The organism is Bradyrhizobium sp. GW821-FHT12B03 (genome assembly GCF_058807535.1).
The window spans coordinates 126,986-152,496 of record NZ_JBXAQU010000006.1 but is presented as its reverse complement, the minus strand read 5'-3'; the positions used below and the strand labels follow the sequence as shown (position 1 = coordinate 152,496).

General features: G+C 65.0%; 27 protein-coding genes. 24 read left to right on the top strand and 3 right to left on the bottom strand.

The window, feature by feature from the left end; genetic code table 11:
- Nucleotides 1-64 precede the first annotated feature (64 nt).
- From AC1RUR_RS14140 to AC1RUR_RS14105, 8 genes are read left to right on the top strand one after another with little or no spacing between them, the layout of a single operon-like run.
- Nucleotides 65-892, top strand: a complete 828-nt coding sequence (locus tag AC1RUR_RS14140; RefSeq protein ID WP_492844890.1) for an ABC transporter substrate-binding protein — start codon at nt 65-67, stop codon at nt 890-892.
- Nucleotides 889-1,746 (top strand): amino acid ABC transporter permease, encoded by an 858-nt coding sequence (locus AC1RUR_RS14135; protein ID WP_492844888.1) that lies wholly within the window; start codon nt 889-891, stop codon nt 1,744-1,746. The genes AC1RUR_RS14140 and AC1RUR_RS14135 overlap by 4 nt, the downstream gene beginning before the upstream one ends.
- On the top strand, nt 1,743-2,507 hold the full coding sequence (locus AC1RUR_RS14130; RefSeq protein WP_492844886.1) for an amino acid ABC transporter ATP-binding protein: 765 nt from the start codon (nt 1,743-1,745) through the stop codon (nt 2,505-2,507). The genes AC1RUR_RS14135 and AC1RUR_RS14130 overlap by 4 nt, the downstream gene beginning before the upstream one ends.
- A 16-nt stretch (nt 2,508-2,523) precedes the next feature.
- Nucleotides 2,524-3,354 (top strand): ABC transporter substrate-binding protein, encoded by an 831-nt coding sequence (locus AC1RUR_RS14125; RefSeq protein WP_492844884.1) that lies wholly within the window; start codon nt 2,524-2,526, stop codon nt 3,352-3,354.
- Entirely contained in the window at nt 3,341-4,225 is an 885-nt protein-coding gene (locus AC1RUR_RS14120) for a polysaccharide deacetylase family protein (RefSeq protein WP_492844882.1), read from the top strand. The genes AC1RUR_RS14125 and AC1RUR_RS14120 overlap by 14 nt, the downstream gene beginning before the upstream one ends.
- A 7-nt stretch (nt 4,226-4,232) precedes the next feature.
- A complete protein-coding gene (locus tag AC1RUR_RS14115; protein WP_492844880.1) occupies nt 4,233-4,889 on the top strand; it encodes an aspartate/glutamate racemase family protein in 657 nt (218 codons plus the stop codon).
- A 41-nt stretch (nt 4,890-4,930) separates the two neighbouring features.
- Nucleotides 4,931-6,514 (top strand): ABC transporter substrate-binding protein, encoded by a 1,584-nt coding sequence (locus AC1RUR_RS14110; RefSeq protein WP_492844878.1) that lies wholly within the window; start codon nt 4,931-4,933, stop codon nt 6,512-6,514.
- Nucleotides 6,511-7,884, top strand: coding sequence for an amidohydrolase family protein (locus AC1RUR_RS14105; protein WP_492844876.1), 1,374 nt, complete (start codon nt 6,511-6,513; stop codon nt 7,882-7,884). The genes AC1RUR_RS14110 and AC1RUR_RS14105 overlap by 4 nt, the downstream gene beginning before the upstream one ends.
- Nucleotides 7,885-8,083: 199 nt before the next feature.
- On the opposite strand, the gene AC1RUR_RS14100 is transcribed toward AC1RUR_RS14105, so the two are convergent.
- Nucleotides 8,084-9,004 (bottom strand): LysR substrate-binding domain-containing protein, encoded by a 921-nt coding sequence (locus AC1RUR_RS14100; protein ID WP_492844874.1) that lies wholly within the window; start codon nt 9,002-9,004, stop codon nt 8,084-8,086.
- Between the two features lie 274 nt (nt 9,005-9,278).
- Between AC1RUR_RS14100 and AC1RUR_RS14095 the strand changes: the two genes are divergently transcribed.
- The 10 genes from AC1RUR_RS14095 to AC1RUR_RS14050 all read left to right on the top strand — a co-directional run bounded on the left by AC1RUR_RS14095 (nt 9,279) and on the right by AC1RUR_RS14050 (nt 19,334).
- The gene (locus tag AC1RUR_RS14095) at nt 9,279-10,313 is read left to right on the top strand and encodes an ABC transporter substrate-binding protein (protein ID WP_492844872.1); all 1,035 of its coding nucleotides are present in this window, start codon (nt 9,279-9,281) and stop codon (nt 10,311-10,313) included.
- Nucleotides 10,314-10,336: 23 nt separating this feature from the next.
- Nucleotides 10,337-11,377, top strand: a complete 1,041-nt coding sequence (locus AC1RUR_RS14090; protein WP_492844870.1) for an ABC transporter ATP-binding protein — start codon at nt 10,337-10,339, stop codon at nt 11,375-11,377.
- Nucleotides 11,374-12,273 carry an ABC transporter permease gene (locus AC1RUR_RS14085; RefSeq protein ID WP_492844868.1) on the top strand — a complete coding sequence of 300 codons (900 nt, stop codon included), beginning with the start codon at nt 11,374-11,376 and terminating at the stop codon, nt 12,271-12,273. The genes AC1RUR_RS14090 and AC1RUR_RS14085 overlap by 4 nt, the downstream gene beginning before the upstream one ends.
- On the top strand, nt 12,270-13,076 hold the full coding sequence (locus AC1RUR_RS14080) for an ABC transporter permease (RefSeq protein ID WP_492844866.1): 807 nt from the start codon (nt 12,270-12,272) through the stop codon (nt 13,074-13,076). The genes AC1RUR_RS14085 and AC1RUR_RS14080 overlap by 4 nt, the downstream gene beginning before the upstream one ends.
- An 8-nt stretch (nt 13,077-13,084) precedes the next feature.
- Nucleotides 13,085-14,221, top strand: a complete 1,137-nt coding sequence (locus AC1RUR_RS14075) for an NAD(P)/FAD-dependent oxidoreductase (RefSeq protein WP_492844864.1) — start codon at nt 13,085-13,087, stop codon at nt 14,219-14,221.
- Nucleotides 14,222-14,361: 140 nt separating this feature from the next.
- On the top strand, nt 14,362-14,658 hold the full coding sequence (locus AC1RUR_RS14070; protein ID WP_456620666.1) for a (2Fe-2S)-binding protein: 297 nt from the start codon (nt 14,362-14,364) through the stop codon (nt 14,656-14,658).
- Entirely contained in the window at nt 14,655-16,073 is a 1,419-nt protein-coding gene (locus AC1RUR_RS14065) for an FAD/NAD(P)-dependent oxidoreductase (protein WP_492844862.1), read from the top strand. The genes AC1RUR_RS14070 and AC1RUR_RS14065 overlap by 4 nt, the downstream gene beginning before the upstream one ends.
- Nucleotides 16,070-17,191, top strand: coding sequence for an NAD(P)/FAD-dependent oxidoreductase (locus AC1RUR_RS14060; protein ID WP_492844860.1), 1,122 nt, complete (start codon nt 16,070-16,072; stop codon nt 17,189-17,191). Before AC1RUR_RS14065 ends, AC1RUR_RS14060 begins: the two co-directional genes overlap by 4 nt.
- 15 nt (nt 17,192-17,206) lie before the next feature.
- Nucleotides 17,207-17,554, top strand: a complete 348-nt coding sequence (locus AC1RUR_RS14055) for a RidA family protein (RefSeq protein WP_492844858.1) — start codon at nt 17,207-17,209, stop codon at nt 17,552-17,554.
- A gap of 166 nt (nt 17,555-17,720) precedes the next feature.
- Nucleotides 17,721-19,334 (top strand): ABC-F family ATP-binding cassette domain-containing protein, encoded by a 1,614-nt coding sequence (locus AC1RUR_RS14050; RefSeq protein ID WP_492844856.1) that lies wholly within the window; start codon nt 17,721-17,723, stop codon nt 19,332-19,334.
- Nucleotides 19,335-19,485: 151 nt separating this feature from the next.
- Here the strand turns inward: AC1RUR_RS14050 and AC1RUR_RS14045 are convergent, their stop codons facing one another.
- Nucleotides 19,486-20,814: a dicarboxylate/amino acid:cation symporter gene (locus tag AC1RUR_RS14045; protein WP_492844854.1), complete on the bottom strand. Its 1,329-nt coding sequence runs from the start codon at nt 20,812-20,814 to the stop codon at nt 19,486-19,488.
- A gap of 17 nt (nt 20,815-20,831) precedes the next feature.
- On the opposite strand from AC1RUR_RS14045, the gene AC1RUR_RS14040 reads away from it, so the two are divergent.
- Together AC1RUR_RS14040 and AC1RUR_RS14035 are read left to right on the top strand one after the other, a co-directional pair.
- On the top strand, nt 20,832-21,197 hold the full coding sequence (locus AC1RUR_RS14040) for a solute carrier family 23 protein (RefSeq protein WP_492844852.1): 366 nt from the start codon (nt 20,832-20,834) through the stop codon (nt 21,195-21,197).
- 105 nt (nt 21,198-21,302) lie between these two features.
- Nucleotides 21,303-22,133, top strand: a complete 831-nt coding sequence (locus tag AC1RUR_RS14035; RefSeq protein WP_492844850.1) for an SDR family oxidoreductase — start codon at nt 21,303-21,305, stop codon at nt 22,131-22,133.
- A 35-nt stretch (nt 22,134-22,168) separates the two neighbouring features.
- Here AC1RUR_RS14035 and AC1RUR_RS14030 read toward each other — a convergent pair whose 3' ends face one another.
- Entirely contained in the window at nt 22,169-22,429 is a 261-nt protein-coding gene (locus AC1RUR_RS14030) for a DUF1488 family protein (protein WP_492844848.1), read from the bottom strand.
- Between the two features lie 365 nt (nt 22,430-22,794).
- Here AC1RUR_RS14030 and AC1RUR_RS14025 point away from each other — a divergent pair, with 365 nt between their 5' ends.
- From AC1RUR_RS14025 to AC1RUR_RS14010, 4 genes are all read left to right on the top strand, one after another.
- Nucleotides 22,795-23,094, top strand: a complete 300-nt coding sequence (locus AC1RUR_RS14025) for a hypothetical protein (protein WP_492844846.1) — start codon at nt 22,795-22,797, stop codon at nt 23,092-23,094.
- A gap of 72 nt (nt 23,095-23,166) precedes the next feature.
- Nucleotides 23,167-23,961: a sensor histidine kinase gene (locus tag AC1RUR_RS14020; RefSeq protein ID WP_492844844.1), complete on the top strand. Its 795-nt coding sequence runs from the start codon at nt 23,167-23,169 to the stop codon at nt 23,959-23,961.
- A 51-nt stretch (nt 23,962-24,012) separates the two neighbouring features.
- Nucleotides 24,013-24,417: a hypothetical protein gene (locus AC1RUR_RS14015; RefSeq protein ID WP_492844842.1), complete on the top strand. Its 405-nt coding sequence runs from the start codon at nt 24,013-24,015 to the stop codon at nt 24,415-24,417.
- Between the two features lie 146 nt (nt 24,418-24,563).
- A complete protein-coding gene (locus AC1RUR_RS14010) occupies nt 24,564-25,385 on the top strand; it encodes an NAD-dependent protein deacetylase (RefSeq protein ID WP_492844840.1) in 822 nt (273 codons plus the stop codon).
- Nucleotides 25,386-25,511 lie beyond the last annotated feature (126 nt).

Below are 25,511 nucleotides of genomic sequence, written 5' to 3'. Positions count from 1 at the left end.
GGCACGGCGCTGGCAAGCGTCGTCAAAGGGAAAAGATCGGCAAAGGAAAAAGGTTGGAGCTGACATGACACGCCTCTCGCTTTCTCTCGGCCTTGCCGCGCTGGCCGCAATCGCCTCCGCGCAAGCCGCCGAACTGCCGGCGGAGATCAAGCAGGCGGGCACGCTGAAGCTCACGGTCAACTCGACCTACGCGCCGATGGAATATCGCGATCCCGCGACCAACGAACTGGTCGGGCTCGATATCGATCTCGCGGGCGGGCTCGCCAAGCGGCTCGGCGGTCTCAAGATCGTCTGGAGCGAGACGCCGTTTGCCGAGCTGATCCCTTCGCTCCAGACCAGGCGCGCCGATTTCATCATTAGCGGCATCTCGGACCGCGCCTCGCGGCGCGAAACCGCCGATTTCGTCGATTACCTTGCGACCGGTCCGCAGTTCTTCGTGATGGCGGAGAGCGAGGCGAAGGCTGCGACCGATCTCTGCGGAAAGAAGGTCGGCACGACCCGCAGCACCAGTTTCCCGGTCGAGATCGAGAAGTGGAGCAAGCAGAATTGCGAGGCGGCCGGCAAGCCCGCGATCCAGTACGTGCCCGGCGAGAACTCGATCGACGTCCGCAACCAGCTCAAGCAAGGCCGCATCGACGCGGCCGTGCAGGGCAGCGAGACCTTGCCCTACGCGCAGTCGCAGGAGCCGGGAAAATACCGCGTCATTGGCGAGCAATTGTCCACGGGCTACCAAGGCATCATGTTCCGCAAGGACGACGCGGCCTTGCGCGAAGTGGTGACCGAGAAGCTCGCCGCGATGATCGCCGACGGCGCCTATAAGGCCATTCTCGACAAATGGGGCCTCGGCGCAAACGCGGTCGCAAAACCCATGCTGAACGCGGCGCCGCAATGAAGCCGGCGCCGGCACTCGCGGAGGGTTTTCCCGATTTGTCGGGGATGCGGATCGCGCGCGAGCCGCACTGGTTCCGCTGGTTCAGCGCGGCCTTGATCGTCCTCGTGCTGGCGGCGATCGTCCGCGCGTTTGCGAACGGCCAGATCGAATGGTCCTATGTCAGCCGCTTCCTGACGGTAAAGGTCATCCTCGAAGGCATCGTTAACACCATGGTGATGGCGGTGCTGGCGATGGCGCTCGGCATCTTCCTCGGCATCGTCGTTGCGGTCATGCGGCTGTCTCCAAATCCGGTGTTGAAGACGGTCGCGGCCGGCTACACCTGGTTGTTCCGCGGCACGCCGCTGATCCTGCAACTGTTGCTGTGGTTCAATCTCGCGCTGGTGTTTCCGACCATCGGCATTCCCGGTCTGTGGAGTGGCCGCGCCGTCGACGTCATGACGCCGTTCCTCGCCGCGTTGCTCGGGCTCGGCATCAACCAGGGCGCCTATACCTCCGAAGTGATGCGCGCCGGCATGCTCTCGGTCGACATCGGGCAGTATGAGGCGGCGCAGGCGATCGGCATGGGACGGCTGCGTGCGCTGCGGCGGATCGTGCTGCCGCAGGCGATGCGCGTGGTGATTCCGCCGCTCGGCAACGAGTTCATCGGCATGGTGAAAGCGACCTCGCTGGCGAGCGTCATCCAATATCCGGAATTGCTGCACAACGCCGAGAACATCTACTACGCCAATTCCCGCGTCATCGAGCTCTTGATCGTCGCCGGGCTCTGGTACCTGCTCGTCGTCTCGATTCTGACTCCGCTTCAGATGCTGCTCGAACGCCGTTTTGCACGCGGCACATTGCGGCTCGCGCGATGACAAAACCCCTCGTCGCGATCCGCTCCGTCAGTAAGAACTTTGGAGAGTTCCAGGCTCTCAAGAGCGTCTCGCTCGACGTCTGGCCTGGCGAGGTGATGTGTCTGATCGGCGCCTCCGGTTCGGGCAAGACCACGCTGCTTCGTTGCATCAACCAGCTCGCCGCGATCGACAGTGGTGGCATCTGGCTCGACGGCGAACTGCTCGGTCTGCGCGAGCAGGGCGGACGGCTTCATCGTCTCAGCGAACGGGAGATCGGGCGGCAGCGGCTGAAGACCGGCATGGTGTTCCAGCGCTTCAATCTGTTTCCGCACAAGACGGCGCTGGAGAACATCACCGAAGGTCCGACCCAGGTTCAGGGACGCAAATCCGACGAGGTGCGTGCCGAGGCGCTCGAGCTGCTGCGTCGCGTCGGGCTCGCGGCCAAGGCGGACTCGTATCCGGCGCAGCTTTCCGGCGGCCAGCAGCAGCGCGTGGCGATTGCGCGGGCGCTCGCCATGAAACCGATGCTGATGCTGTTCGACGAGCCGACCAGCGCGCTCGATCCCGAGCTCGTCGGCGAGGTGCTCGCGGTCATGAAGGAGCTCGCGAAGAGCGGCATGACCATGATGGTGGTGACGCACGAGCTCGGCTTCGCGCGCGAGGTCGCCGACCGCGTCGTCTACATGGACCAGGGCGCGATCGTCGAGCAGGGGCGCGCCTCCGACGTGTTGGGCGCGCCGCGCGAGGAGCGCACAAAAGCATTTCTTTCGGCTGTGATCTGACATTGGGGGCGTGATGATGAAGAGACGTTTTGTTGCGGCGGCGCTGTTCGGCGCCATGACCGTTTCGGCTTTAAGTGTTCAGGCTTGGGCCATCGAGCTGCCGGCGGAGATCGCCAAGCGCGGCAGCATCAAGGTGGCGCTGGTGCCGAACTATCCGCCGATGGAGTTCCGCGATCCTGCCACCAACGCGCTGTCCGGCTTCGACGTCGATCTCGGCGAGGCGATCGGCCGCAAGCTCGGCGTCAAGATCGAATGGCAGGAGACCAGTTTCGACCAGTTCATGCCGTCCATCTCGACCGGCCGTGTCGACGCCATCCTGTCGGGCTTTACGGATTACGCGAGCCGGCATGAGACGGCGAGCTTCGTCGACTATCTCAAGAGCGGTCCGAACTTCTTCGTGCAGCAGTCGCGCGCGGCCGAATTCAAGGACATGGCCTCGCTCTGCGGCAAGAAGGTCGGCGCCAGCCGCCGCACCAAGTTTCCGGTCGAGATCGCGGCCTGGAGCGAGAAGAACTGCGGCAGCACTCCGATCGTCTTCGTCGGCACCGACGGCTCGGCCGATGCCCGCACCCAGCTCAAGCAGGGCCGCATCGACGCCGCCGTGCAGGGCAACGAGACGCTGCCTTACATCATGGATCTCGAGCCCGGCACCTATGCGCCGGTCGGCGGCCCCATCTCGCAGCAATTCACCGGCATTGCCCTGCCGGTCAAGGAAAAGGCACTTCAGCAGGCCATGCTGGAGGCCGTCGACGCGCTGATCGCCGACGGCACTTATCGTTCGCTGCTGGCGAAGTGGAAATTGAGCGACAACGCAATAGAAAAGGCGACCATCAATGCTGGACAGTAAGGCCCTCAAGAGCATCCCGCTCGTTCCGGCCAACACCGCGGATCCCGCACCCGAATATCCCTGGCCGAAGCCGTACAATTCGGCGATGTTCCTCTCCTTCGACGTGGACGCGGAGAGCGCGTGGACCAGCAAGGACGCCGTGCACGCGCAGCGGCTGATCACCATGAGCTATGGCGGCTATGAGGCGCGCGTCGGCACGCCGAAGCTGCTGGAGCTGCTCGACCAGCTCGATCTCAAGGCGACCTTCTTCGTGACAGGGTGGTCGGTCGATGCGCATCCCGCGATGGCCGAATCCATCCTCAAGGCAGGTCACGAGATCGGCCATCACGGCTATCACCATCTGCTGCCCGATCCGGGCGATCCCTGGATCGAGGAGGAGCTGGAGCGTGGCTTCGAGGCGCTGAAGCGCCAGCTCGGCGTCAAGCCGACCGGCTATCGCGCGCCCTACGGCGAATTCACCGAGGAGCTGCGTGTGGCGCTGGTGCGGCACGGCATCGTCTACACCTCCTCGTTCCGCGACGACGTCAGGCCCTATCGTCATCGGCTCGCCGATGGCAAGCCGGGCACCATCGAGTTGCCGGTGACCGCGAGCTATGACGATTGGATGCACGGCCTCTCCGCCCGCTTCAGCCCGCGCTCGATCTTCCCCAAGGAGCATGTGCTCTCGATCTGGAAGGACGAGCTCGACGAAGTGCGCGACTGGGGCGCAATGGTGACGACCGTGCTGCATCCCCAGTGCAGCGGCCGTCCGATGCGGCTGCGCCTGCTGCGTGAGTTCCTGACCTACGCAAAGTCCTGCCCGGACGTCTGGATCACCACCGGCGAGAAGATTGCGGAAAACTTCCTGCGCCACGAAGCCGGTAACCGCTGAGCGTACCATGACCCGCCGCCGCATCCTCGTCATCAACCCTAACTCCTCGGCGTCGGTGACGGCGGCCATCGATGACGCGGTCGCGCCGCTGCGCATTGCCGGCGGTCCTGATATCGAGGTGGTCGGCCTTGCCGAGGGCCCGCCCGGCATCAGCTCGCAGCGCGACGCCGACAGCGTGGTCATGCCGCTGGTCAACCGCGTCACGCGCGACAATGCGGATGCCTTCGTGCTGGCCTGCTTCAGTGATCCCGGCCTGCATGCCGTGCGCGAGGCGGCGAGTGGCCGCCCGGTGCTGGGCATCGCCGAATGCGGCATCTTTCGCGCACTGATGCTGGGCGAGCATTTCGGCGTCATCGCGCTGTCGCCGTCGAGCATCCGCCGTCAGCAGCGCATGGTGCGGGTGATGGGCGTCGACAGCCGCTATGCCGGAAGCTGGTCGGTCGGGGCGAGCGCGGCGGAGACGGCAGGCGCCGATATCCGCGGGCGGCTGATCGAAGCCGGCCGCGCGCTGGTCACCCAATGCCGCGCCGACGTCGTGGTGATGGGCTGTGCCGGCATGGCCTCGCACCGGTCGGCGATTGCGGAAGCGATCGGCGTGCCGGTCATCGAACCGGCGCAGCAGGCGGTGGCCGCTGCGATCGGCGCGGTTCTGTTGAACACCTAAGAAGAAACGATGCAGTTCGATTCCGTCAGGAGCCCCCTGTAATGCCTATCTCCCGCCGTTCGCTCCTCAAGGCCGCCGCCGCAGTGCCGGCGCTTTCGCTGCCGGGCATCGTACGTGCTGAAGCGCAGAGCACCTTACGCTTCATTCCCGTCATCGACCTCGCCTTCGTCGATCCCATCTATTCGACCGCGCAGGTGTCGCGAAACCATGGCTTCATGGTCTACGACACGCTCTATGGCATGAGCTCCTCGCTCCAGGTCTCGCCCCAGATGCTGTCGGGCCACGCCATCTCCGGCGACCAGCTGCAATGGGACCTCAGCTTGCGCGACGGCCTGTTCTGGCACGACGGCGAGCGCGTGCTCGCCCGCGACTGCGTCGCGAGCATCCGCCGCTGGGCGGCGCGCGACGGCTTCGGCGGCGAATTGATGGAGGCGACCGCCGAGCTGTCGGCCGCTGACGACCGTACCATCCGCTTCCGCCTCAAGCGCCCGTTCCCGCTGCTGCCGCAGGCGCTTGGCAAGGCCGCCATCAATGCCTGCTTCATGATGCCGGAGCGGCTGGCGAGCCAGGACCCGTTCAAGCCGCTGACCGAAGTGATCGGCAGCGGCCCGTTCCGCTATCTTGCCGACGAACGCGTGCAGGGCGCCCGCAACGCCTATGCCAAGTTCGAGCGCTATCAGCCCCGCACCGATGGCAAGCCGGATTGGACCGCGGGACCGAAGATCGTGCATTACGATCGCGTGGTCTGGACCACCACGCCCGATGCCGGCACCGGCGTTGCCGCGCTGCAGACCGGCGAGCAGGATTGGCAGGAAACCACGCCGCACGATCTGCTTCCCGTGATCAAGGCTGCCGGCGATATCGAGACGCGCATCCTCGATCCCCGCGGCTACGCCTGCATGCTGCGCCTCAATCATCTCCAGCCGCCGTTCGACAATCCCGCCGTCCGGCGCGCGCTGCTGGGCGCGATCGACCAGTCCGCCTTCATGACTGCGGTTGCCGGCACTGATCCGGCCTTCCAGATGTCGCCGATCGGCTACTTCGCACCTGATACCCCGATGGCGAGCGACGTCGGCCTCGACGTGTTCCGCGGCCCGCGCAACTACGACAAGGTCAAGGCCGACCTGAAGGCGGCCGGCTATAATGGAGAGAAGATCGTGCTGCTGGTTCCGACCAATTCGCTCGCGCAGAAACCGCTCGGCGAGATCGCGGTCGACAGCCTGCGCAAGGCCGGCATGAACGTCGAATATGCCGGGCTCGATTTCGCCGTCGTGTTGCAGCGCCAGCTCAAGAAGGACCCGATCGGACAAGGCGGCTGGAGCGCCGCGGTCGGCAACTGGCAGGGCATCGACTGGCTCAATCCGGCGGGCAACACCAACATCCGCGGCGAAGGCAAGGTCGCCGGCTGGTATGCGAGCACGAAGATGGGCGAGTTGCGCAGCCAGTGGCTGGCGGCCTCCGAGCTCGCCGAGCAGCAGCGCATCTGCCGCGAGATCCAGGCGGTCGCGTTCGAGGAAATCCCCTATATTCCGATTGGCCTGTACAAGCAGCCGACCGCCTATCGCAAAGCCATCACCGGCATTCTCGACGGCACCGCCGTCTTCTGGAACGTACGCCCCGCATGAGCACCACGGCAATCTTCGGCAGCTATGTGCTGTCACGGAAAGACGGCGCGCAGGATGTGCTGCGCGACCATTGGGTTCTGGTCGAAGGCAAGAAGATTGCGGCGGTCACGCGCGACAAGCCAAGTGCGGACCGGGTTTACGACCGTCCCGGCCGCTTCGTTCTGCCGGGCCTGCTGAACCTGCACAATCACTGCTTCTCGGAAGCCGTGGCGCGCAGCCACAGCGAGGACGGCAACGGCCGCAAGAACAACCAGAGCATCGTCTATACGGTGCTGCTGCCGCTGACCAAGCGCGGCGCCGAAATCCTGTCGGCGGAGGAGCGGCTCGCAGTCGCCCGGCTCGGCATCCTCCAGCTCCTGAAGGGCGGTGCCACCACGGTGATGGAGCCGTTCCGCAACTCGATCCCGGAAATGTTCGACGCGGCGGAAGAGATGGGCATCCGCTTCTACGGCGCGCCATACCTCTTCTCCACCTCCGACGCCAAGGCCGGCGCCGACGGCGTGGTCCGGTATTCCGGCGATGACGGCGCCGCCGACATGGCGACCTGGGACGCGCTTTACCAGCGCTGGAATAATCGTGGCGACGGCCGCATCGGTCTTGCCATGAGCCCGCACGCCACCGACACCTGTGGCCCCGATCTGCTGAAGGCCTGCGCCACGCGGGCGCGCGAGCTCGGCGTGCCCATCACGACGCATATGGCGCAGAGCCGCGGCGAGGTCGAGACCATCGGCAAGCGCTATGGCGGCCGCACGCCGGCGGAGTATCTGGACTGGCTTGGTCTGCTGGCGCCTGATCTGATGGCGGCGCATTGCATGTTCAGCAGCGACGACGATCTCAAGCTGATGGCCGCGCGCGGCATGACCGTGCTGAATTGCCCGCGCGTGTTTGCACGCGCCGGCATTACCGCTGCGTTCAGCCGGTTCGCCGAGCACGGCGTGCGCACCGTGGTCGGCACCGATGGCTACAACATGGACCTGCTCGGCGAACTCAATGCCGCCTCGCTGATCTCCAAGGTCACCTCGGCGCGCGCCGATGTCGCCAACTCGCCGGAGTTGATCGAAGCGAATACGGCGGTGGCGGCCGACGTCATCAAGCGGCCCGATCTCGGCCGGATCGAGCCGGGCGCGACCGCCGATCTCACGGTCGTCGATCTCACCCATCCGCATCTCCAGCCGCTGTTCGACCCGCGCCGCGCGCTGATCGCGCTCGCCAACCGCGCCAATATCGACCAGGTCATGGTCGACGGCCGCGTGCTGGTCGATGCCGGGCGTTATCTCGGCGCTGACGAGGCGGCGATCACGGCGGCGGGCACCGCCGCGATCGGCAAGATCTGGGACCTGCCGGAAGCGCAGGCCGCTTTCAACGGCTGATCCGTCGTTTCCGGAGCCACGAAGAAGGTGCGCTCCCTCTCCCGCTTGCGGGGGAGGGCTGGGGGTGGGGGTATCTCCGCAATGGGATTGTCTGAAGTCTGCGGAGAATGTCCCCGTGTCGAGAGAGCCCCACCCGGCGCTTCGCGCCGACCTCCCCCGCAAGCGGGAGAGGTTGCAGCGAGCCCGTGGCTGCCTCGTTTCAACCCAAAGCCATTCCGCTTTGATCCTCAAACTCCGCCAGCGCCTTGCGCATGGTCTCGACCAGATCCAGCGCCACCGGCGAGGGGCTGCGCTGCGCCGGAAACACCGCGGAGAATTCGAAGTCGATGCGCGGCAGGAACCGGCGCACGACGACGCCGCGCGTTGCAAATTCCTGCGCGGTGAAGGGATCGCAGATCGCGACGCCAAGTCCTGACGACACCATGCCGCACATGATCTCCGACAGCGTGGTCTCCACCCTGAGCACGCGGCGGACGTCGTGGCGATGGAACACCTGGTCGACGAGATGCCGGCTCGACGATCCCGACGACAGCGAGATGAAGGTCTCGCCCTCGAAATCGCGCGGCTCCAGCACTTCCTTCTCTGCAAGACGATGACCGGTCGGCAGCACCGCGACGCGCGCCAGCGCCGGCAGCCGCAGGCTCGGCAGGCCGGAATGGGCGATCGGCACCTCGGCAAAGCCGATGTCGCATTGGTTGTTCAGCACCCAGTCGACCACGATCGGCGAGATCACGCCGAAGAAGGCGAGGTTGAGGTTGGGGCGCTCCTTGAGGAAATGCCCGGCGAGCCGCGGCAAATAACCGTTCGACAGCGCCGGCAGCGCGGCGATCCGCAAGGAGCCGGTGCGGCGGCCACGGATTTCCTCGGCCGCGGCAGTGATGCGTTCGAGGCCGACGAAGGAGCGTTCGACCTCGGTGTAGAGCGCCATCGCTGCGGCGGTCGGTACGAGGCCGGTGCCGCGCCGCTCGAACAGCTCCATTTTCAACAGCGCCTGGAGATCGCGCAGCAACCGGCTGACCGCCGGCTGCGTCACGGTCATCAGGGCCGCCGCCTCGGTAACGCTGCCGGTCAGCATTGTCGCGCGGAAGGCTTCCACCTGCCGCGAATTGATCCGCGCCATCCCAATTTCCAATCATAACATTTAGGCATGCAGAGGGTGCCATTATTCATTGGACGTTGGAAGTATAGGTCTGCGATCTTTTTCATCAGAGCTGGAGACAGCCCGCTTTTTCGGCAGATTGGAGGGGTTCAAACCTCCAGATCGCGCCAAAACCCGCTGAACAGGGGCCGGAGCCCTGATCGGGGAGGGTTTGCGCGGAAGGAGATGCGGAAGCGCTTCAGTCAGCGAGATACGTCGGCACGTCACCTCATTCCGGTATTGGAGATCGGTCCATATGAAGACTTTTCGCCTTCTGACAGCGGTCAGCATCGCGGCGCTCGTCGCCATCCCGTCGGTCGCCTCGGCCCAGCAGAAAACGCTCTACGTCGCCGGCTACGGCGGCTCGTTCGAGAAGACCATTCGCGACGAGGTGATCCCGGCCTTCGAGAAGGAAAACGGCGTCAAGGTCGAATACGTCGCCGGCAACTCGACCGACACGCTGGCCAAGCTTCAGGCCCAGAAGGGCAACCAGCAGATCGACGTTGCCATCGTCGACGACGGTCCGATGTACCAGGCGATCCAGCTCGGCTTCTGCGGCAAGCTCGAGGGCCTGCCCGCCGATCTCTACGACACCGCCCGCTTCAAGGACGATCGCGCCGTCGCGATCGGCATCGTCGCCACCGGCCTGATGTACAACACCAAGGTGTTTGCGGAGAAGGGCTGGGCGCCGCCGACCTCATGGAACGACCTGAAGGACACGAAATACGCCAAGCAGCTCGTCATCCCGCCGATCAACAACACCTATGGTCTTGAAGCACTGGTGATGCTGTCGAAGATGAACGGCGGCGGCGAGTCCAATGTCGATTCCGGCTTCAAGATCTTCAAGGAGCAGATCAATCCGAACGTGCTCGCCTATGAGCCGTCGCCCGGCAAGATGACCGAGCTGTTCCAGTCCGGCCAGGCCGTGATCGCGGTGTGGGGCACCGGCCGCGTGCAGAGCTTTGCCAATACCGGTTTTCCCGTCGACTTCGTCTATCCGAAAGAGGGCGCGGCGACGCTGCTGACGACCGCCTGCCCGGTCACCAAGCCGAACGCTTCGCCGCTGGCGTCCAGCTTCGTCAAGATGCTGCTCGAACCCAAGATCCAGCTCGTGATGCTCAAGGATTACGGCTATGGCCCGGTGCTGAAATCGCTGGTGATCCCGCCGGAGCTCGGCAAGATGGCGCCGATCGGCGAGCGCGCGGCAAAGCTCTATAATCCGGACTGGACTGTCATCAACGAGAAGCGCGAGGAGTGGACCAAGCGCTGGAACCGCGAAGTCGAACGCTGATCGTTCGCGGCGGAGACAGCGTCATGGCCTATCTCGCGCTCGATCGGGTTGCCAAGCAGTTCGGGACGCAGACTGTCGTCGACGACTTCAGTCTGTCGGTGGGGAAGGGGGAGTTCATCTCCTTCCTCGGCCCGTCCGGCTGCGGCAAGACCACGACCCTGCAGATGATCGCGGGCTTCCTCGATCCCACGCGCGGCGCGATCCGGCTGGAGGGCAAGGACCTGACCGCGATCCATCCGGCCAAGCGCGGGCTCGGCATCGTGTTCCAGAGCTACGCGCTGTTTCCGCACATGACCGCGGCGGAGAACGTCGCCTTCGGCCTGGAGATGCGGAAGGTGCCGCGCAGCGAGCGGGCGGAGCGTGTCCGTGCCGCGCTCGCGATGGTCGGCCTTGCCGGCTACGAGGATCGCCATCCGCGCCGCATGTCCGGTGGACAGCAGCAGCGCGTCGCGTTGGCGCGTGCGCTGGTGATCAAGCCGAGCGTGCTGCTGCTCGACGAGCCGCTGTCGAACCTCGACGCCAAGCTGCGCGAGGAGATGCAGATCGAGCTGCGCCAGATCCAGCGCACCATCGGCACCACCACGATCCTGGTCACCCACGACCAGAACGAGGCGATGTCGCTGTCCGACCGCATCGTGGTGATGAGCCAGGGCAAGATCGAGCAGATCGGCACGCCGCAGGAGACCTATGAGCGGCCGGCCTCGGCCTTCGTCTCGCAATTTCTCGGCAAGACCAACGACTTTGCCGCGACGATCGATCGGACCGCGACGCCCGCGCGGCTCGTCACGGGCTCCTGGAGCATGCCGGCGCCGGCCGGCTCCAACGGGGCGGTGACCGTCAGCATTCGCCCTGAAAGGATCGGCTTTGGTGACGCGGGCCTCAGTGCCAGGATCGTCACGCGCATCTTCCAGGGCAATCACTGGCTGTTCCAGTGCGACAGCGAATGCGGTCCGGCCATCGTGATCCGCCAAAATGACGGCCAGTCACAGCCGGCCGAAGGCGAGGCCGTTCGGCTCGCCTGGCGTCCGGAGGACATGAGCGTGCGCGGCGGAGTTGCCGCATGAGCGCGGTCGCGGACACGGCTCCGCAGGGGGCCGTCGATGCGCGGATTGCACGCGCGCCATGGGTGCTCTCGGCGCCCGCCTTGATGCTGTTCGTCGGCGTGCTGCTGATTCCGCTCGCGATGACCGTGATGCTGTCGTTCCACGACTGGGGGCAATACAAGGGCATCGAGCCGGTCTTCATCCTCAAGAACTGGCGAGAGATTGCGACCGATCCCTATTACGCCGAAATGTTCTGGCGGACGTTTCGCATTGCGATCCTGACGACGCTGCTCACCGCAGTGCTTGGTGCGCCCGAAGCCTACATCCTCAATCGCATGAGTGGACGCTGGAAGAGCTTCTTCCTGCTGGTCATTCTCGGGCCGCTGCTGATCTCCGTGGTCGCGCGCACGCTCGGCTGGGCGCTGCTGTTCGGCGGCAACAACGGGCTCGTCAACAAGCTCCTGATGTCGGCCGGAGTGATCCGCTTCCCCATTCCCTTCATGTTCACCGAAACAGGCATGGTGATCGCGCTGGCGCATGTGATGATGCCGTTCATGGTGCTGTCGGTATGGGCGGCGCTGCAACGGCTCGATCCGCAGATCGAGAACGCCGCGATGTCGCTCGGCGCAGGCCCGATCACCACCATTCGCCGCATCATCATGCCGCAGATCATGCCGGGCGTGCTGTCGGGCGCGATTATCGTGTTTTCGCTTTCGGCCAGCGCCTTTGCGACGCCCGCGATCATCGGCGGCCGCCGGCTCAAGGTCGCGGCGACGCTCGCCTATGACGAGTTTCTCAATACGCTCGACTGGCCGCTGGGGGCCGCGGTCGCCACGCTCTTGCTGGTGGCGCTGGTCCTGATCGTCGTCGGCAGCAACGCGCTGATCGAGCGGCGTTATGCGGAGGTGTTCCGATGAGAGGGAACGGACCGCTCGCGCTGATCTTCCACACTATCTTCGTCATCGTCATGGTGGCGCCGATCCTGGTGGTGTGCCTGGTCGCCTTCACGCCGGAAGGTTATCTGTCGCTGCCGACCAATGGCTTCTCGCTGCGCTGGTTCAGGACCATCGCGAACTACCCCGAATTCATCCATGCCTTCTGGGTCAGCCTTGGCCTCGGCGCGCTGTCCTCGTTCGTGGCGCTGCTGTTCGCCGTGCCCGCAGCACTTGCGATCGCGCGCTATCGCTTCCGCGGCCGCGATGCGCTGGCGGCGCTGTTCCTGTCGCCGCTGATGATCCCGCATGTCGTGCTCGGCATTGCCTTCCTGCGCTTCTTCACCTCGGCCGGCCTCGGCGGCAGCTTTGCGGCGCTGATCATCGCGCATGTCATCATCGTGTTTCCGTTCGCGCTGCGGCTGACGCTTGCGGCCGCGACCGGCATGGATCTTTCGGTCGAGATGGCGGCAGTCTCGCTCGGCGCCGGCGGCTGGACGCTGTTCCGCCGCGTCACCCTGCCGCTCATCCTGCCCGGCGTCATCAGCGGCTGGGCGCTCGCCTTCATCCAGTCCTTCGACGATCTCACCATGACCGTCTTCCTTGCGGCACCCGGCACCGAGACGTTGCCGGTGCGCATGTTCCTTTATATCCAGGACAACATCGATCCGCTGGTGACGTCGGTCTCGGCCTGCGTGATCGCAATCACCATGACCGCCCTCATTCTGCTCGACCGCTTCTACGGGCTCGACCGTGTGCTCGCCGGCAAGGGCGATACGGGACGATAGGAGAACTCATGTCAGGAGAATATGACGTCGCCGTCGTCGGCGGCGGACTGCTTGGCTCCGCCATTGCCTGGGGCCTCGGCCGGCTCGGCAAGAAGATTGCCGTGCTCGACGAAGGCGACATCACCAAGCGCGCCTCGCGTGCGAACTTTGCGCTGGTCTGGGTGCAGAGCAAGGGCCTCGGCATGCCCGCCTATACGGTGTGGACCGTGCAGGCGTCGCAGGCATGGGGCCGACTTGCCTCCGAGCTGAAGCAGCAGACCGGCCTCGATGTCTCGCTTCAGCAAAACGGCGGCTTCCACCTCACGCTCGGCGAGGACGAGTTCGGTCAGCGCACCGAACTGGTCAAGCGCATGCACAACCAGATTGGTGCTGCCGACTACAAGATGGAGATGCTCTCCGCATCCGAGGTGAAGAAGTCGCTGCCGCTGATCGGGCCGGAAGTCTCCGGCGGCAGCTATTGTCCGCTCGACGGCCACGTCAATTCGCTGCGCACGTTCCGCGCCTTCCATACCGGCTTTAGCGCGTTCGGCATCGATTATCTTCCGGAGCGCCCGGTCTCGGCGATCAGCAAGACCGGCGGTGAATTCCGCCTGACCACGCCGAGGGGCGAGCTGCGCGCCGCCAAGATCGTGCTCGCCGCCGGCAATGCCAACCAGACGCTGGCGCCGATGGTCGGCCTCCACGCGCCGATGGGCCCGACCCGCGGCCAGATCGTGGTGACCGAGCGCACCATGCCGTTCCTGCCGCATCCCCTCACCACGATGCGCCAGACCGACGAGGGCACGGTGATGATCGGCGACAGCAAGGAGGACGAGCTGGATGATCGCACGCTGAAGCATTCGATCAGCGCGGTGATGACCGATCGGGCCCAGCGCATGTTCCCGCATCTGTCGCGGCTTAACGTGGTCAGGAGCTGGGCCGGCATCCGCGTCATGCCGCAGGACGGCTTTCCGATCTACGACCAGTCGCAGACGCATCCCGGCGCCTTCGTCGCCTGCTGCCATTCCGGCGTGACGCTCGCGTCCAACCACGCCTTCGAGATCGCGCGCATGGTGGCGCAGGGCGCGCTCGAGCCCGAGCTGGTCGGTGCGTTCTCGGCCAGCCGTTTTGGCGGCGCGGGCGCCGCGAACAACAGCGGGTACTGAGGTGCGAAGCGTCTGGATTGGATCGATGGCAGCCAAGAACTCAGATCACCTCTCCCCGTTGGGGAGAGGTGAAGCCTTCGCGGCCGCACCTGATTTTACGACGCTCCACCGAGTTCAGAGAAGGAGCCAAGAGGCATCCCATGTTTAGACGATCCGAACAGGATAAACGCCCGCAAGTGCAGATCTTCGTCGACGGCGTTGCCGTCGCGGCGCGCCAGGGCGACACCGTTTCCGCTGCGCTGCTGGCCTCGAGCTGCGATGCCCGACGTTCCACCGCGGTGAGCGGCGCGCCGCGGCTGCCCTATTGCATGATGGGCGTATGCTTCGACTGCCTCGTCACCATCGACGGCGTCGGCAACCGCCAGGGCTGCCTCGTGCCCGTCGCCGAGGGCATGCAGATCGAAATCCAGAAGGGCAAGCGGGAGATCGGAAAATGACTGTGGCTCCCAAGCGCGAAGACTACGATGTGGTCGTGATTGGCGCCGGCCCTGCCGGACTCGCCGCTGCCGCGACATCCGCTGAAGCCGGCCTGTCCACGCTGCTGCTCGACGAGAATATCGGTCCGGGCGGCCAGGTGTTTCGTGCGATCGCCTCGACGCCTGTCACGGAACGCGACCAGCTCGGCGCCGACTACTGGGTCGGTGCCGATCTCGTGCAGTCGCTGCGTGCGAGCGATGCCGAGGTCATTCACCGTGCCACGGTCTGGAGTCTCGACCGCAACCTCGACATCGCCGTCTCCGTCGGTGGCGCCTCGGCCTTCGTCAAGGCGAAGCGCGTGATCCTTGCGACCGGCGCGCTGGAACGGCCGTTTCCGGTTCCCGGCTGGACCTTGCCGGGCGTGATGACCGCGGGCGCCGCGCAGACCATGTTGAAGTCGTCGGCACTGGTGCCCGATGGCCGCACCGTGATTGCGGGGCAGGGGCCGCTGCTCTGGCTGCTCGCTGCGCAGATCCTTCGTCTCGGCGGCCGCATCGACCGCATCCTCGACACCACCGAGCGCGGCAATTACTTCGCCGCGCTGCCACACGCCTTCGCCTTCCTGACTTCGCCCTATTTCACCAAGGGCCTGTCGATGATGCGCGAGGTGAAGGCGAAGGTGCAGGTCGTCACCGGTGTCACCGAGCTTTCCGCGTCGGGCGACGGCCAGCTTGCGAACGTCAGCTATGTCGCCGGCGGCAAGCGCGAGACGCTTCCCGCCGATCTGCTACTGCTGCATCAGGGCGTCGTGCCCAACGTCAATCTGGCGATGGCGGCCGGTGTCGAGCATCGCTGGGACGAGCTGCAACTGTGCTGGTCGCCGGTGCTCGATGCGAGCGGCTCATCGTCGGTCGCGGGCATCGCGATCGCGGGCGACGGCGCGGGCATCGGCGGCGCCAATGCCGCCGTGGTGCGTGGCCGCATCGCGGCGCGCGCGGCGGTGGAAGCGTTGGCGCCCGCCGCTGCCGCAAAGCTTGCGCCGATGGCCACGCTCCGTGCCGATCTCGCCAAGGCCGAGCGCGGCCGGCTCTTCCTCGATACGCTGTTCCGCCCAGCGCCGCAGTTCCGCATTCCCTCCGGCGACACCATCGTCTGCCGCTGCGAGGAGGTCACCGCCAAGGACGTGCTCGACTCCGTCGCGATCGGCGCGACCGGTCCGAACCAGCTCAAGGCCTATCGCCGCACCGGCATGGGCCCGTGCCAGGGCCGGCTCTGTGGCCTCACCGTCACCGAGCTGATGGCGCAGGCGCGGGGCAAGACCCCGCAGGAGATCGGCTACTACCGGCTGCGCGCGCCGGTGAAGCCGATCACGCTCGCCGAGCTTGCTGCCGTTCCAAAGACCGAGGCCGACGTCAAGGCCGTGGTGCGCGGATGACGAAAAACGTGGATGCGATCGTCGTCGGCGGCGGCATCCACGGATGCTCGACCACGCTGCATCTGTGCCTTGCCGGTCTGAAGCCGGTGCTGATCGAGAAGGACTATGCCGGCCGCCACGCCTCCGGCGTCAACGCCGGCGGCGTCCGCCAGCTTGCGCGGCACGTCCCCGAAATCCCGCTCTCGATCCGCTCGATGGGAATCTGGGAGAAGATCACCGATCTTCTCGATGACGATTGCAGCTTCGAGAGCTACGGCCAGGTCCTGGTCGCTGAGAACCAGGACGAGCTCGCGGCCTGCCGCGCGCGCGTCGCCGAGCTCAACGCGCTCGGCTTCACCCATGAAGAGCTGATCGACGCCACCGAGTTGCGGCGGCTGGTGCCCGCGGTTGCCGAGACCTGTCCCGGCGGCGTGGTATCGCGTCGTGACGGCGCGGCCAATCCGGCGCAGACGACGACCGCGTTCCGGCGAAAGGCCGAACAGCTCGGTGCAACCGTGCGCGAGGGCGTAGCGGCCAGCAACATCCGCTACAGCGACGGCCTCTGGCATGTCGACGTCGGCTCCGACACCTACGCCGCGCCGGTGCTGGTCAACGCCGCCGGTGCCTGGGCCGGCAAGCTCGCGGCCGCGCTCGGCGAGCCGGTGCCGGTCGAGACCGTGGCGCCGATGCTGATGATCACCTCGCGCGTGCCGCACTTCATCGACCCCGTCGTGATCCTGCGCGGCCGCAAGCTCTCGTTCAAGCAGTTCAAGAACGGCACCGTGCTGATCGGTGGCGGCCATCTGGCGACGCCCTACCAGGATCGTAACGAGACGGTGCTGGACTGGAAGAGCCTCGCGACCAGCGCGCGCACCGTGTTCGAGCTGTTTCCGATCATGCGCAGCGCGACCATCGTGCGCGCCTGGGCCGGTATCGAGGCCAAGATGAAGGACGACATCCCCGTGTTCGGGCCGAGTTCGCGGCACAAGGGCCTCTACCACCAGTTCGGCTTCTCGCTGCACGGTTTTCAGCTCGGTCCTGGCGCCGGCGCCGTGATGGCGGAGCTGATCGTCAATGGCGGCACCCAGACCCGCATCGGTGATCTCGGCATCGACCGTTTCCACCCTTCCACGCTCTAGCAACAAGAGGACATCATGAGCATCACCCGCAGCATCCGCACGCCCATCATGCACCGCGCCGTCGAGGCCAACGGCTTCGTCTTCCTCGGCGGCACCATCGCCGACGACACCTCGGTCTCGATGGGCGACCAGACCCGCAACATCCTCGGCAAGATCGCCGGCTATCTGAAGGAGGCCGGCACCGACAAGAGCCGCGTCGTCAGCGCGTCGATCTTCGTCACCGACCTCTCCAAGAAAAAGGAGATGGATGCGGCCTGGACCGAGTTCTTCGGCGACAATCTGCCGACCCGCGCCACCGTCGGCGTCGCCGATCTCGGCGGCAGCGCGTTGATTGAAATCGTGGTCACGGCGCTCAAGGGCTGATGCATCCGTCGACGGGGACGGCAGCACGCGACGCACTGTCGTCCCCTTGCCTTGGCTTGATCTTGCGCGTCTGCGAGACTAATTAGAGGCGTCTCAATCAGGAACTTCGCAGCCATGGATTTTACCCCGACCGCAATGCCGATCCGCCTTGCTCACGGGGAATTCCATGCCTGCTACCATCGTCCTGTCGAACCTGTCGCTGTCCACGCCTGACGGCCGTTCTCTTTTTTCCAATATCGATCTGACATTCGCGGCCGAGCGGACCGGTCTCGTCGGCCGCAACGGCGTCGGGAAAACCACGCTGCTGGCGTCGATTTGCCGGGAACATGTTCCCCAGTCCGGGCGCATTCTGACCAACGGAACCATGGGTCTGCTGCGCCAGGACGTTCAACTGCGCAAGGGTGCGACCGTGGCCGATCTGTTCGGCGTGCGGGAAGCGCTGGAGCTGCTTCGCCGCGCGGAGCGGGGCGATGCCTCCGCCGACGACATCGCTGCGATCGACTGGATCCTCGAAGCGCGGCTTGCGTCGGCGCTGGCGCGCGTCGGGTTCGATCTTGCCCCTGATACGGAGCTGTCCTGCCTGTCCGGCGGGCAGACGACACGGGTTCGCCTTGCCGCGCTGGTGTTCGCCGAGCCCGACTTCCTGCTTTTGGACGAGCCCACCAACAATCTCGACCAGGACGGGCGCAAGGCCGTGATCGATCTCCTCGCCGCCTGGCGCGGCGGGGCGATCGTCGTCAGCCACGACCGGGGCCTGCTCGAGACCATGGACGCGATCGTCGAGTTGACGTCGCTCGGCGCAACGCGATACGGCGGCAATTGGAGCAGTTTTCGCGCGCAGAAGGCCGTCGAGCTCGCGGCCGTGAGGCATGACCTTGCGCATGCCGAGAAGCGGCTGTCCGAGATCGACGGCAAGGCGCAGGACGCGGTGGAGAGGAAGGCGCGCAGGGACAGCGGCGGCAGGAAGAAGCGCGCCAAGGGCGATATGCCGCGCATCCTGGCCGGCGCACGCAAGGATCGCAGCGAGGACACCGGCGGAAGGACGGCGCAGGTCGCTGAGCGACGGCGCGCGGAGGCGTTCGAAGCCGTCGACACGGCGCGCCAGCGCATCGAGATTCTCCAGCAGCTGTCCGTGAAATTGCCGTCGACAAACCTGCCGGCGGGCAGGGAGGTGGTTTGGCTCGATCAGGTCAGCGCCGGCTACGATCCGGAGCGCGCGATCCTGAGGGATCTGTCGTTCACGATCGTCGGGCCGGAGCGGGTTGCGGTGGTCGGGCCAAATGGTTCAGGCAAGACGACGCTGCTGAAGCTCATTGCCGGCGAGATATGCCCTCTTGAGGGTACCGTGAGGGTCAGGCCCGACTTCGCGCTGTTCGACCAGAAGGTCAGCCTGCTGGATCCCGAAATCTCGATCCTGGACAATTTCAGGCATCTCAATCCAACGGCGGGCACGAATGAGTGTCATGCGGCCCTTGCGCGCTTCATGTTTCGCGCCGACGCTGCCTTGCAGATCGTCGGGAGTTTGAGCGGCGGACAGCTGCTTCGTGCCGGCCTTGCCTGCGTGTTCGGCGGGGCGAGGCCGCCCTCACTGCTGATGCTGGACGAGCCGACCAACCATCTGGACATCGCATCCATCGAGGCCGTCGAGGCGGGCCTGCGGGCCTATGACGGCGCGCTGCTCGTCGTCAGTCATGACGACGCGTTCCTGCAGGCGATAGGGGTCACGCGTCGGCTTGATCTTGCCGGCGACCGCGATTCCAAGGGCCCATCGTTCGAGTAACAAAAGCCCGACGCCCTGCCCCCAGCGCGTCGGGCAGAAAGATTGACTATCAATCGGTGATCCCAACGCCGCTGTTGTGACGCGTGCCGCACCAAATGGCCACTCCGGGAAACTACCGCGTCGGAACCGGAGGCCGCCGAGCCGTGTGGCCTTACGCGCTGCCGCCCGGTTCCAGCGACTCGCCGATCTCCAGCGGATGGGCCATGGTCTCGTGCAGCGCGTCGCGGTCGAGCTCACCCTCGGAGATGCTGATGACGACGCAGGCGACGCCGTTGCCGATCAGATTGGTCAGCGCGCGGCACTCGCTCATGAACTTGTCGATGCCGACCAGGATCGCGATCGACTGGATCGGGATATCAGGGACGATCGAGAGCGTCGCGGCCAGCGTGATGAAGCCGGCACCGGTCACGCCCGAGGCGCCCTTCGAGGTGATCATGGCGATGCCGAGGATGCCGAGTTCCTGCCAGATCGTCAGATGCGTGTTGGTCGCCTGTGCCAGAAACAGTGTCGCCAGCGTCATGTAGATGTTGGTGCCGTCGAGGTTGAAGCTGTAGCCGGTCGGGATGACGAGGCCAACCACCGAGCGGGAGGCGCCGAGATGCTCCATCTTCTGGATCATCTGCGGCAGCACGGTCTCCGACGACGACGTGCCGAGCACGATCAGCAGCTCGTCCTTGATGTAGGCGATGAAACGCAGGATCGAGAAGCCGGCGAGCCTTGCGATCGCCCCCAGCACGACCAGCACGAACAGGATGCTGGTGAGGTAGAACGTGCCGATCAGTGCGGCGAGATTGAGCAGCGAGCCGAGGCCATAGGCGCCGACGGTGAAGGCCATCGCGCCGAACGCGCCGATCGGCGCGACGCGCACGATGATGCGGATGATGCCGAAGAACATCTTCGCGGCCTTGTCGATCGCCTCCGCGATCGGCTCGCCGGCCTTGCCGAGGAAGGCGATGGCGAAGCCCGAGAGGATCGAGATCAGGAGCACCTGCAAGAGGTCGCCGCGCGCGATCGCCCCCAGATAGCTGTCCGGGATGATCGCCATCAGATGGGCGACGATGCCTTCCTCCTTCGCCTTGGTGACGTAGGTCGCGACCGATTTCGGATCGATCGTGGCGGGATCGATGTTGAAGCCGTGTCCGGGCTGGAGCACCTCGCCGACCAGGAGGCCGACCGCGAGCGCGACGGTCGAGACCGTCTCGAAATAGATCAGCGACTTCAGCCCGACCCGGCCGACGCGCTTGAGATCCCCCATCGAGGAGATGCCGTGCACGACGGTGCAGAAGATCACCGGCGCGATCATCATCTTGATCAGCGCGATGAAGCCGTCGCCGAGCGGCTTCAGCTCCTTGCCGAGATCGGGATAGACATAGCCGATGAGCACCCCGAGCGCGATCGCGATCAGCACCTGGATGTAGAGGATCTTGTACCAGGGCTGGTGCCGGCGACGGATGGCTGGCTGGATCGCGATCTGTGTCATAATGTAGGCCCCGGAACGTGTCGATCTCGCATGATTTTCATCATGTGATGGCCGCTGTGGAAGCAACAATCACATTTTTGTCGGATCGCACGACGATCGATCGCTGCACCGCAACGGGGGGTAAAATGTCGACTGCAACAGGCTCCGACAGACAGGTCGATGGAAAGGTCCAAGGCGACTTTCCGCGCTGGACGTTGAAGGCCACCTGCGTGATTCCGGGGCGGAAGCTCGATGGCGACCTCGGTCGCGCGCTGTTCGGCGACAGCGTAGCGACCATCGCGTCGGCCAGTGGCGGCACTGGCGTCACGACCTGCGCCGAGAACGTCGGCGTCACGGCGGCGACGAAGATCTCTTCGACGTCGTCACCCTGTATCAGATATTGATCTCACGCCGCGCGCAACGCGCGGAACGAATCCCAGGCCTGCGCTGGTGCGATGGAACAAAACGTCGGTTCCGTCGATGATGAGGCACTCCGGAGAAAAAAGCTCATGCCACAGACCTCGATTTCGTTTCCCTCGCGCCTCGTTGGCCAATACGCGCTGGTGACCGGCGCCTCGCAAGGCATCGGCCGTGCCGTCGCCATCCGGCTCGCCCAGGAAGGCGCGACCGTCGCCATCAACTATTTCGATCATCCGGGGAAGGCCGAAGAGACGCTCGCGCTCGCGCGGACGGCATCGGGCGATCGCGGTCACGGCAGGCTCGATCATGTCGTCGTCAAGGCCGACATCGGCAACGAGCAGGACATCGCGGCGATGTTCGAGACCATCCTGGCGCGCTGGAAGCGTCTCGACTGTCTCGTCAACAATGCCGGCTTCCAGCGGGAATCGCCGAGCGATGCGCTCGATGTCGAAACCTATCGCCGCATCATCGACGTCAATCTCAACGGCGCCGTGCTCTGCGCGCAGAAGGCGCTGGCGCATTTCGTCGCCCGCGGCGGAGGCGGCAGCATCATCAATTGCTCCAGTGTCCACCAGATCATTCCGAAGCCCGGCTATCTCGCTTATTCGATCAGCAAGGGCGCCATGGCCAGTCTGACGCGCACGCTGGCGCTGGAGTTCGCCGGTCGCGGCATTCGCGTCAATGCGGTAGGCCCAGGCGCGATCGACACGCCGATCAACGCCGCCTGGACCGGAGACCCGGCAAAGCGCGGCGTCGTCACCAGCCATATTCCCATGGGGCGCGTCGGAACGCCGGAGGAGATCGCCGCCGTCTTTGCTTTTCTCGCTTCGGATGAAGCGAGCTACATCACGGGACAGACCATCTACGCCTGCGGAGGCCTGACGCTGTTTCCGGAGTTCCGCGAGAACTGGGCGAGCTAGAATCCACGATCTTCCGCACGCCGATGCCGATCGCTTCAAAAATCTCCTGCAAGCAGGTCGTAGGAGCCTCTGCTGCCGCGGACATACTTCCTGGCCGCGGCGGCGCATATCAAGTCGCGATTGGAGTCGAACGCGCTCAGGAAGCCCGATTCGCTGGAATGGGCGCCCGGTTGAAGCTGCTTCAACGCGCCTTCATCGATGAAGAATGAGGCCTCGATGGCGCTGTCGTGTCCCCAGAACCGCACGGCATGCCGCGTCCGGTCATAGGAACGGCTGTGATTTGGAAAGTCGATCATGGTTGAGGCCGATCAGGTTGCAGGTGCTGCGCGCCGCCTTTACGCTGTTTGAGCCGAGCTTGAGCCGAGATACACTGGAGCGGCCGACACTCGGCTTGCCTATGTGTCAGGGATGCGGACGCTTCGTCGAGGCGTGAGCCGGTTGCGCCTCTTTCAAATGATGATCTGGCAACGTGGTTACAACCAGGTTTAATGACGATCGCGACAAATAGTTCTCGGCAAGCCTCGCTATTCGGCGAGGGATCACTACATGAAGCTGATCACCGCTCGCCCCTCGGCCGTTATCGGTGACTGAGAGCATTGCGCTCCCGCCGCGACCAAGAGGCGGTCAATATGTCGGATTCCCCTGGATTCATCCTTCGCGAGTGGCTCGTACCTCCGGTTTTGCTGCCGGTCTTCTTCGTGTTGCTGGTCGCCGCATCGATGCTGATTCAATGGTAGTCGGTTTCAGCGCGCCGTCGCCATCGGATCAGGTCAGCAGCTCATTGGATCCAGTCCAGCCGTCGTTGGCTGGCGAGCTGAACGCCAGGGCGATCGACGCCCTCCGTCTGGCTCGCGAGATGCCGTCGGGAGACAAGCGCACGGCGGCAACGCGCAAGGCAGCAATCCTTGGAAATGCCGCTGAGATCCTCGCGTATTTCTCGCCGCCGCAGGCGCCCAAGTAGGATAACGATGCCGCTGAAATCTCGCCTTCGTGACGGAACGTTCCACTGAAATCAGGTCCGGCAGCAACCCCCGTGGTACAGTCGCCAACGTTCGAGATCGATCTCCGCACGGGCCAGCCCCCCGGCGGCGGAGAATCGCATGAGGATGCTCTGGCGGCGGAGAATGTCAGCCTGCGGCTTCTCCTTGCCCAGGCCGAGATCAACACGAGGGGCCTGCTTGCCAGAGCGGGCATCGACGCCAGAGAGCGAGAGACATCCGACACCCTGCAAAAGCTGATCCTCGAAGAGCTGCACCACCGCATCAAGAACACGCTCGCGACCGTCTCTGCCATCGTCTCCCAGAGCCTGCGCAACCCGCAGGGTACGGAGCACGCACAGCAGGCCATCGAGGGCCGGCTATTGGCACTTGGCCGGGCGCACGATCTGCTTGTGCGGGCGAGCTGGTCGAGCGCCGACCTCGGGGCAGTGGTCCGCAGTGCCATCGAAGCTTTCGACGATCCCGCCGAATCGAGGTTCTCGATTTCGGGACCGGATATCCGGATCAATTCGGGTGCCGTGATCGCCGTCGCGATGACGCTCAATGAGCTCTGCACGAACGCCACGAAGTATGGTGCCTTTTCGGCTCCGAAGGGGTGCGTCGATCTTCACTGGACGATTGATCCGCAGACGCAACGTTTGCGCCTGACCTGGATCGAGAAGAATGGTCCGTTGATCCAGTCACCCGCAAAGCGCAGCTTCGGAACGCGATTGATCGAGACGCTGGGCCGCCAACTCCATGGCGAAGTGCAATTGACCTATGCGGAGAAGGGCTTCGCTTACACGTTCGACGCTCCACTGGTTTCTCTGGGTGTCCCGATGCCGGCCTGACCGGCAGTTGTAGGCTGAAATGCGCGGACACTTTCAACGAAAGGAGGCGGCATGTTCAAATTTCTGCAGTATCGTGCAAAAGCGGCCGCGTATGGCGAACTGGCCAGGAATTCGTCCGGCAAGGATGAGACCCGCAAATTCGAGAAACTGCAGGACAGCCTTGCATCACGCGCGGATAACGAGCGGGTCCTCGAGGGCCAATACGTGGATGCGGTCAACGCCGGGGAGACGGAGCGATTACGCGGCGCAGCCCTCGCGGCGGAGGAAGAGCGTGTCCTGCGATGTCTCGGCGCGGCCGTCATCATGCAATGGAATTCCCTGCCGACGACGCTTCAGCGGGAGATCTTCGACACCGCCGGATCGGTCGGAACATTGTTGGACACGGCGGCGCTCCGTGGGCAGATCGCCCGGTTTCTTCACAAGCACAGGCATGACACCGATCCCGGCAAGATCTGACGGGTGATGCGTTCGGGGGAAGACCAACTCGTGCGCGAGCATTTGCCGACGGCATTTTTCCGGCGCGGACTAACCCGTCGCCCGCCTCGGGTCGCCGGTCCGGGAGTGATCTGGCAAAATGCCACGGCGCGAACTACATCTGCGCCATGTCAAATGCTCCGCTGGCAAACCCACCGCTCCAGGATTTCGTTGCCCGGCACGAACGCCTGTTCGTGCTGACCGGTGCCGGCTGCAGCACCAATTCGGGCATTCCCGATTACCGCGACAGCCACGGCAACTGGAAGCGGACCCAGCCGGTCAATTTCCAGGCCTTCATGTCGGAGGCGCACACGCGGCAGCGCTATTGGGCGCGCAGCCTGGTCGGCTGGCGGCGGTTCGGCCAGGCCAGGCCGAACGATGCGCATCATGCGCTGGCCCGGCTCGAGGCGAACGGGCGGTGCGGGATGCTGCTGACCCAGAATGTCGACCGGCTGCATCAGTCCGCCGGCCACCGGCAGGTGATCGACCTGCATGGCCGGCTGGATCTGGTCCGCTGCATGGGCTGCGGGGCGAAGACGCCGCGGAGCGAATTCCAGGATACGCTCGGCCGCGCGAATGCAGAATGGCTCGCGCTCGATGCCGCGGATGCGCCGGACGGCGACGCCGATCTGGAGCGCGCGGATTTTTCCTCGTTCAAGGTGCCTCCTTGCGAAGCCTGCGGCGGCATCCTCAAGCCCGACGTCGTGTTCTTCGGCGAGAACGTGCCGCGCGAAATCGTCGTCACCGCACAGGACCATCTGTCGCAGGCTGACGCGATGCTGATCGTCGGTTCGTCATTGATGGTCTATTCCGGTTTTCGCTTCGTGCAGGCTGCCGCGCAGCGGCAGATTCCGATCGCCGCGGTCAATCTCGGGCGCACCCGCGCTGACGATCTCCTGACGCTCAAGGTCGAGGAGCGCTGCGAAGCGGCGCTTGCATTCCTGCTCTGAGCGCGCGCGCGACGAACATGCCTTGCCTATTGCATGGGTGCCAAGCAGAATGGCCGGGCGCAGCGTCGCCGACAGGCCCGATGGCACGGAAATTGCTGCGTTTTTGTCCGCAGTCTTGACGATCAG

Excerpts from the sequence above, each read along its gene's own strand:
- AC1RUR_RS14140 (WP_492844890.1), top strand. The coding sequence starts at position 65 with ATGACACGCCTCTCGCTTTCTCTCGGCCTTGCCGCGCTGGCCGCAATC.
- AC1RUR_RS14135 (WP_492844888.1), top strand. The coding sequence starts at position 889 with ATGAAGCCGGCGCCGGCACTCGCGGAGGGTTTTCCCGATTTGTCGGGG.
- AC1RUR_RS14130 (WP_492844886.1), top strand. The coding sequence starts at position 1,743 with ATGACAAAACCCCTCGTCGCGATCCGCTCCGTCAGTAAGAACTTTGGA.
- AC1RUR_RS14125 (WP_492844884.1), top strand. The coding sequence starts at position 2,524 with ATGAAGAGACGTTTTGTTGCGGCGGCGCTGTTCGGCGCCATGACCGTT.
- AC1RUR_RS14120 (WP_492844882.1), top strand. The coding sequence starts at position 3,341 with ATGCTGGACAGTAAGGCCCTCAAGAGCATCCCGCTCGTTCCGGCCAAC.
- AC1RUR_RS14115 (WP_492844880.1), top strand. The coding sequence starts at position 4,233 with ATGACCCGCCGCCGCATCCTCGTCATCAACCCTAACTCCTCGGCGTCG.
- AC1RUR_RS14110 (WP_492844878.1), top strand. The coding sequence starts at position 4,931 with ATGCCTATCTCCCGCCGTTCGCTCCTCAAGGCCGCCGCCGCAGTGCCG.
- AC1RUR_RS14105 (WP_492844876.1), top strand. The coding sequence starts at position 6,511 with ATGAGCACCACGGCAATCTTCGGCAGCTATGTGCTGTCACGGAAAGAC.
- AC1RUR_RS14100 (WP_492844874.1), bottom strand. The coding sequence starts at position 9,004 with ATGGCGCGGATCAATTCGCGGCAGGTGGAAGCCTTCCGCGCGACAATG.
- AC1RUR_RS14095 (WP_492844872.1), top strand. The coding sequence starts at position 9,279 with ATGAAGACTTTTCGCCTTCTGACAGCGGTCAGCATCGCGGCGCTCGTC.
- AC1RUR_RS14090 (WP_492844870.1), top strand. The coding sequence starts at position 10,337 with ATGGCCTATCTCGCGCTCGATCGGGTTGCCAAGCAGTTCGGGACGCAG.
- AC1RUR_RS14085 (WP_492844868.1), top strand. The coding sequence starts at position 11,374 with ATGAGCGCGGTCGCGGACACGGCTCCGCAGGGGGCCGTCGATGCGCGG.
- AC1RUR_RS14080 (WP_492844866.1), top strand. The coding sequence starts at position 12,270 with ATGAGAGGGAACGGACCGCTCGCGCTGATCTTCCACACTATCTTCGTC.
- AC1RUR_RS14075 (WP_492844864.1), top strand. The coding sequence starts at position 13,085 with ATGTCAGGAGAATATGACGTCGCCGTCGTCGGCGGCGGACTGCTTGGC.
- AC1RUR_RS14070 (WP_456620666.1), top strand. The coding sequence starts at position 14,362 with ATGTTTAGACGATCCGAACAGGATAAACGCCCGCAAGTGCAGATCTTC.
- AC1RUR_RS14065 (WP_492844862.1), top strand. The coding sequence starts at position 14,655 with ATGACTGTGGCTCCCAAGCGCGAAGACTACGATGTGGTCGTGATTGGC.
- AC1RUR_RS14060 (WP_492844860.1), top strand. The coding sequence starts at position 16,070 with ATGACGAAAAACGTGGATGCGATCGTCGTCGGCGGCGGCATCCACGGA.
- AC1RUR_RS14055 (WP_492844858.1), top strand. The coding sequence starts at position 17,207 with ATGAGCATCACCCGCAGCATCCGCACGCCCATCATGCACCGCGCCGTC.
- AC1RUR_RS14050 (WP_492844856.1), top strand. The coding sequence starts at position 17,721 with ATGCCTGCTACCATCGTCCTGTCGAACCTGTCGCTGTCCACGCCTGAC.
- AC1RUR_RS14045 (WP_492844854.1), bottom strand. The coding sequence starts at position 20,814 with ATGACACAGATCGCGATCCAGCCAGCCATCCGTCGCCGGCACCAGCCC.
- AC1RUR_RS14035 (WP_492844850.1), top strand. The coding sequence starts at position 21,303 with ATGCCACAGACCTCGATTTCGTTTCCCTCGCGCCTCGTTGGCCAATAC.
- AC1RUR_RS14030 (WP_492844848.1), bottom strand. The coding sequence starts at position 22,429 with ATGATCGACTTTCCAAATCACAGCCGTTCCTATGACCGGACGCGGCAT.
- AC1RUR_RS14015 (WP_492844842.1), top strand. The coding sequence starts at position 24,013 with ATGTTCAAATTTCTGCAGTATCGTGCAAAAGCGGCCGCGTATGGCGAA.
- AC1RUR_RS14010 (WP_492844840.1), top strand. The coding sequence starts at position 24,564 with ATGTCAAATGCTCCGCTGGCAAACCCACCGCTCCAGGATTTCGTTGCC.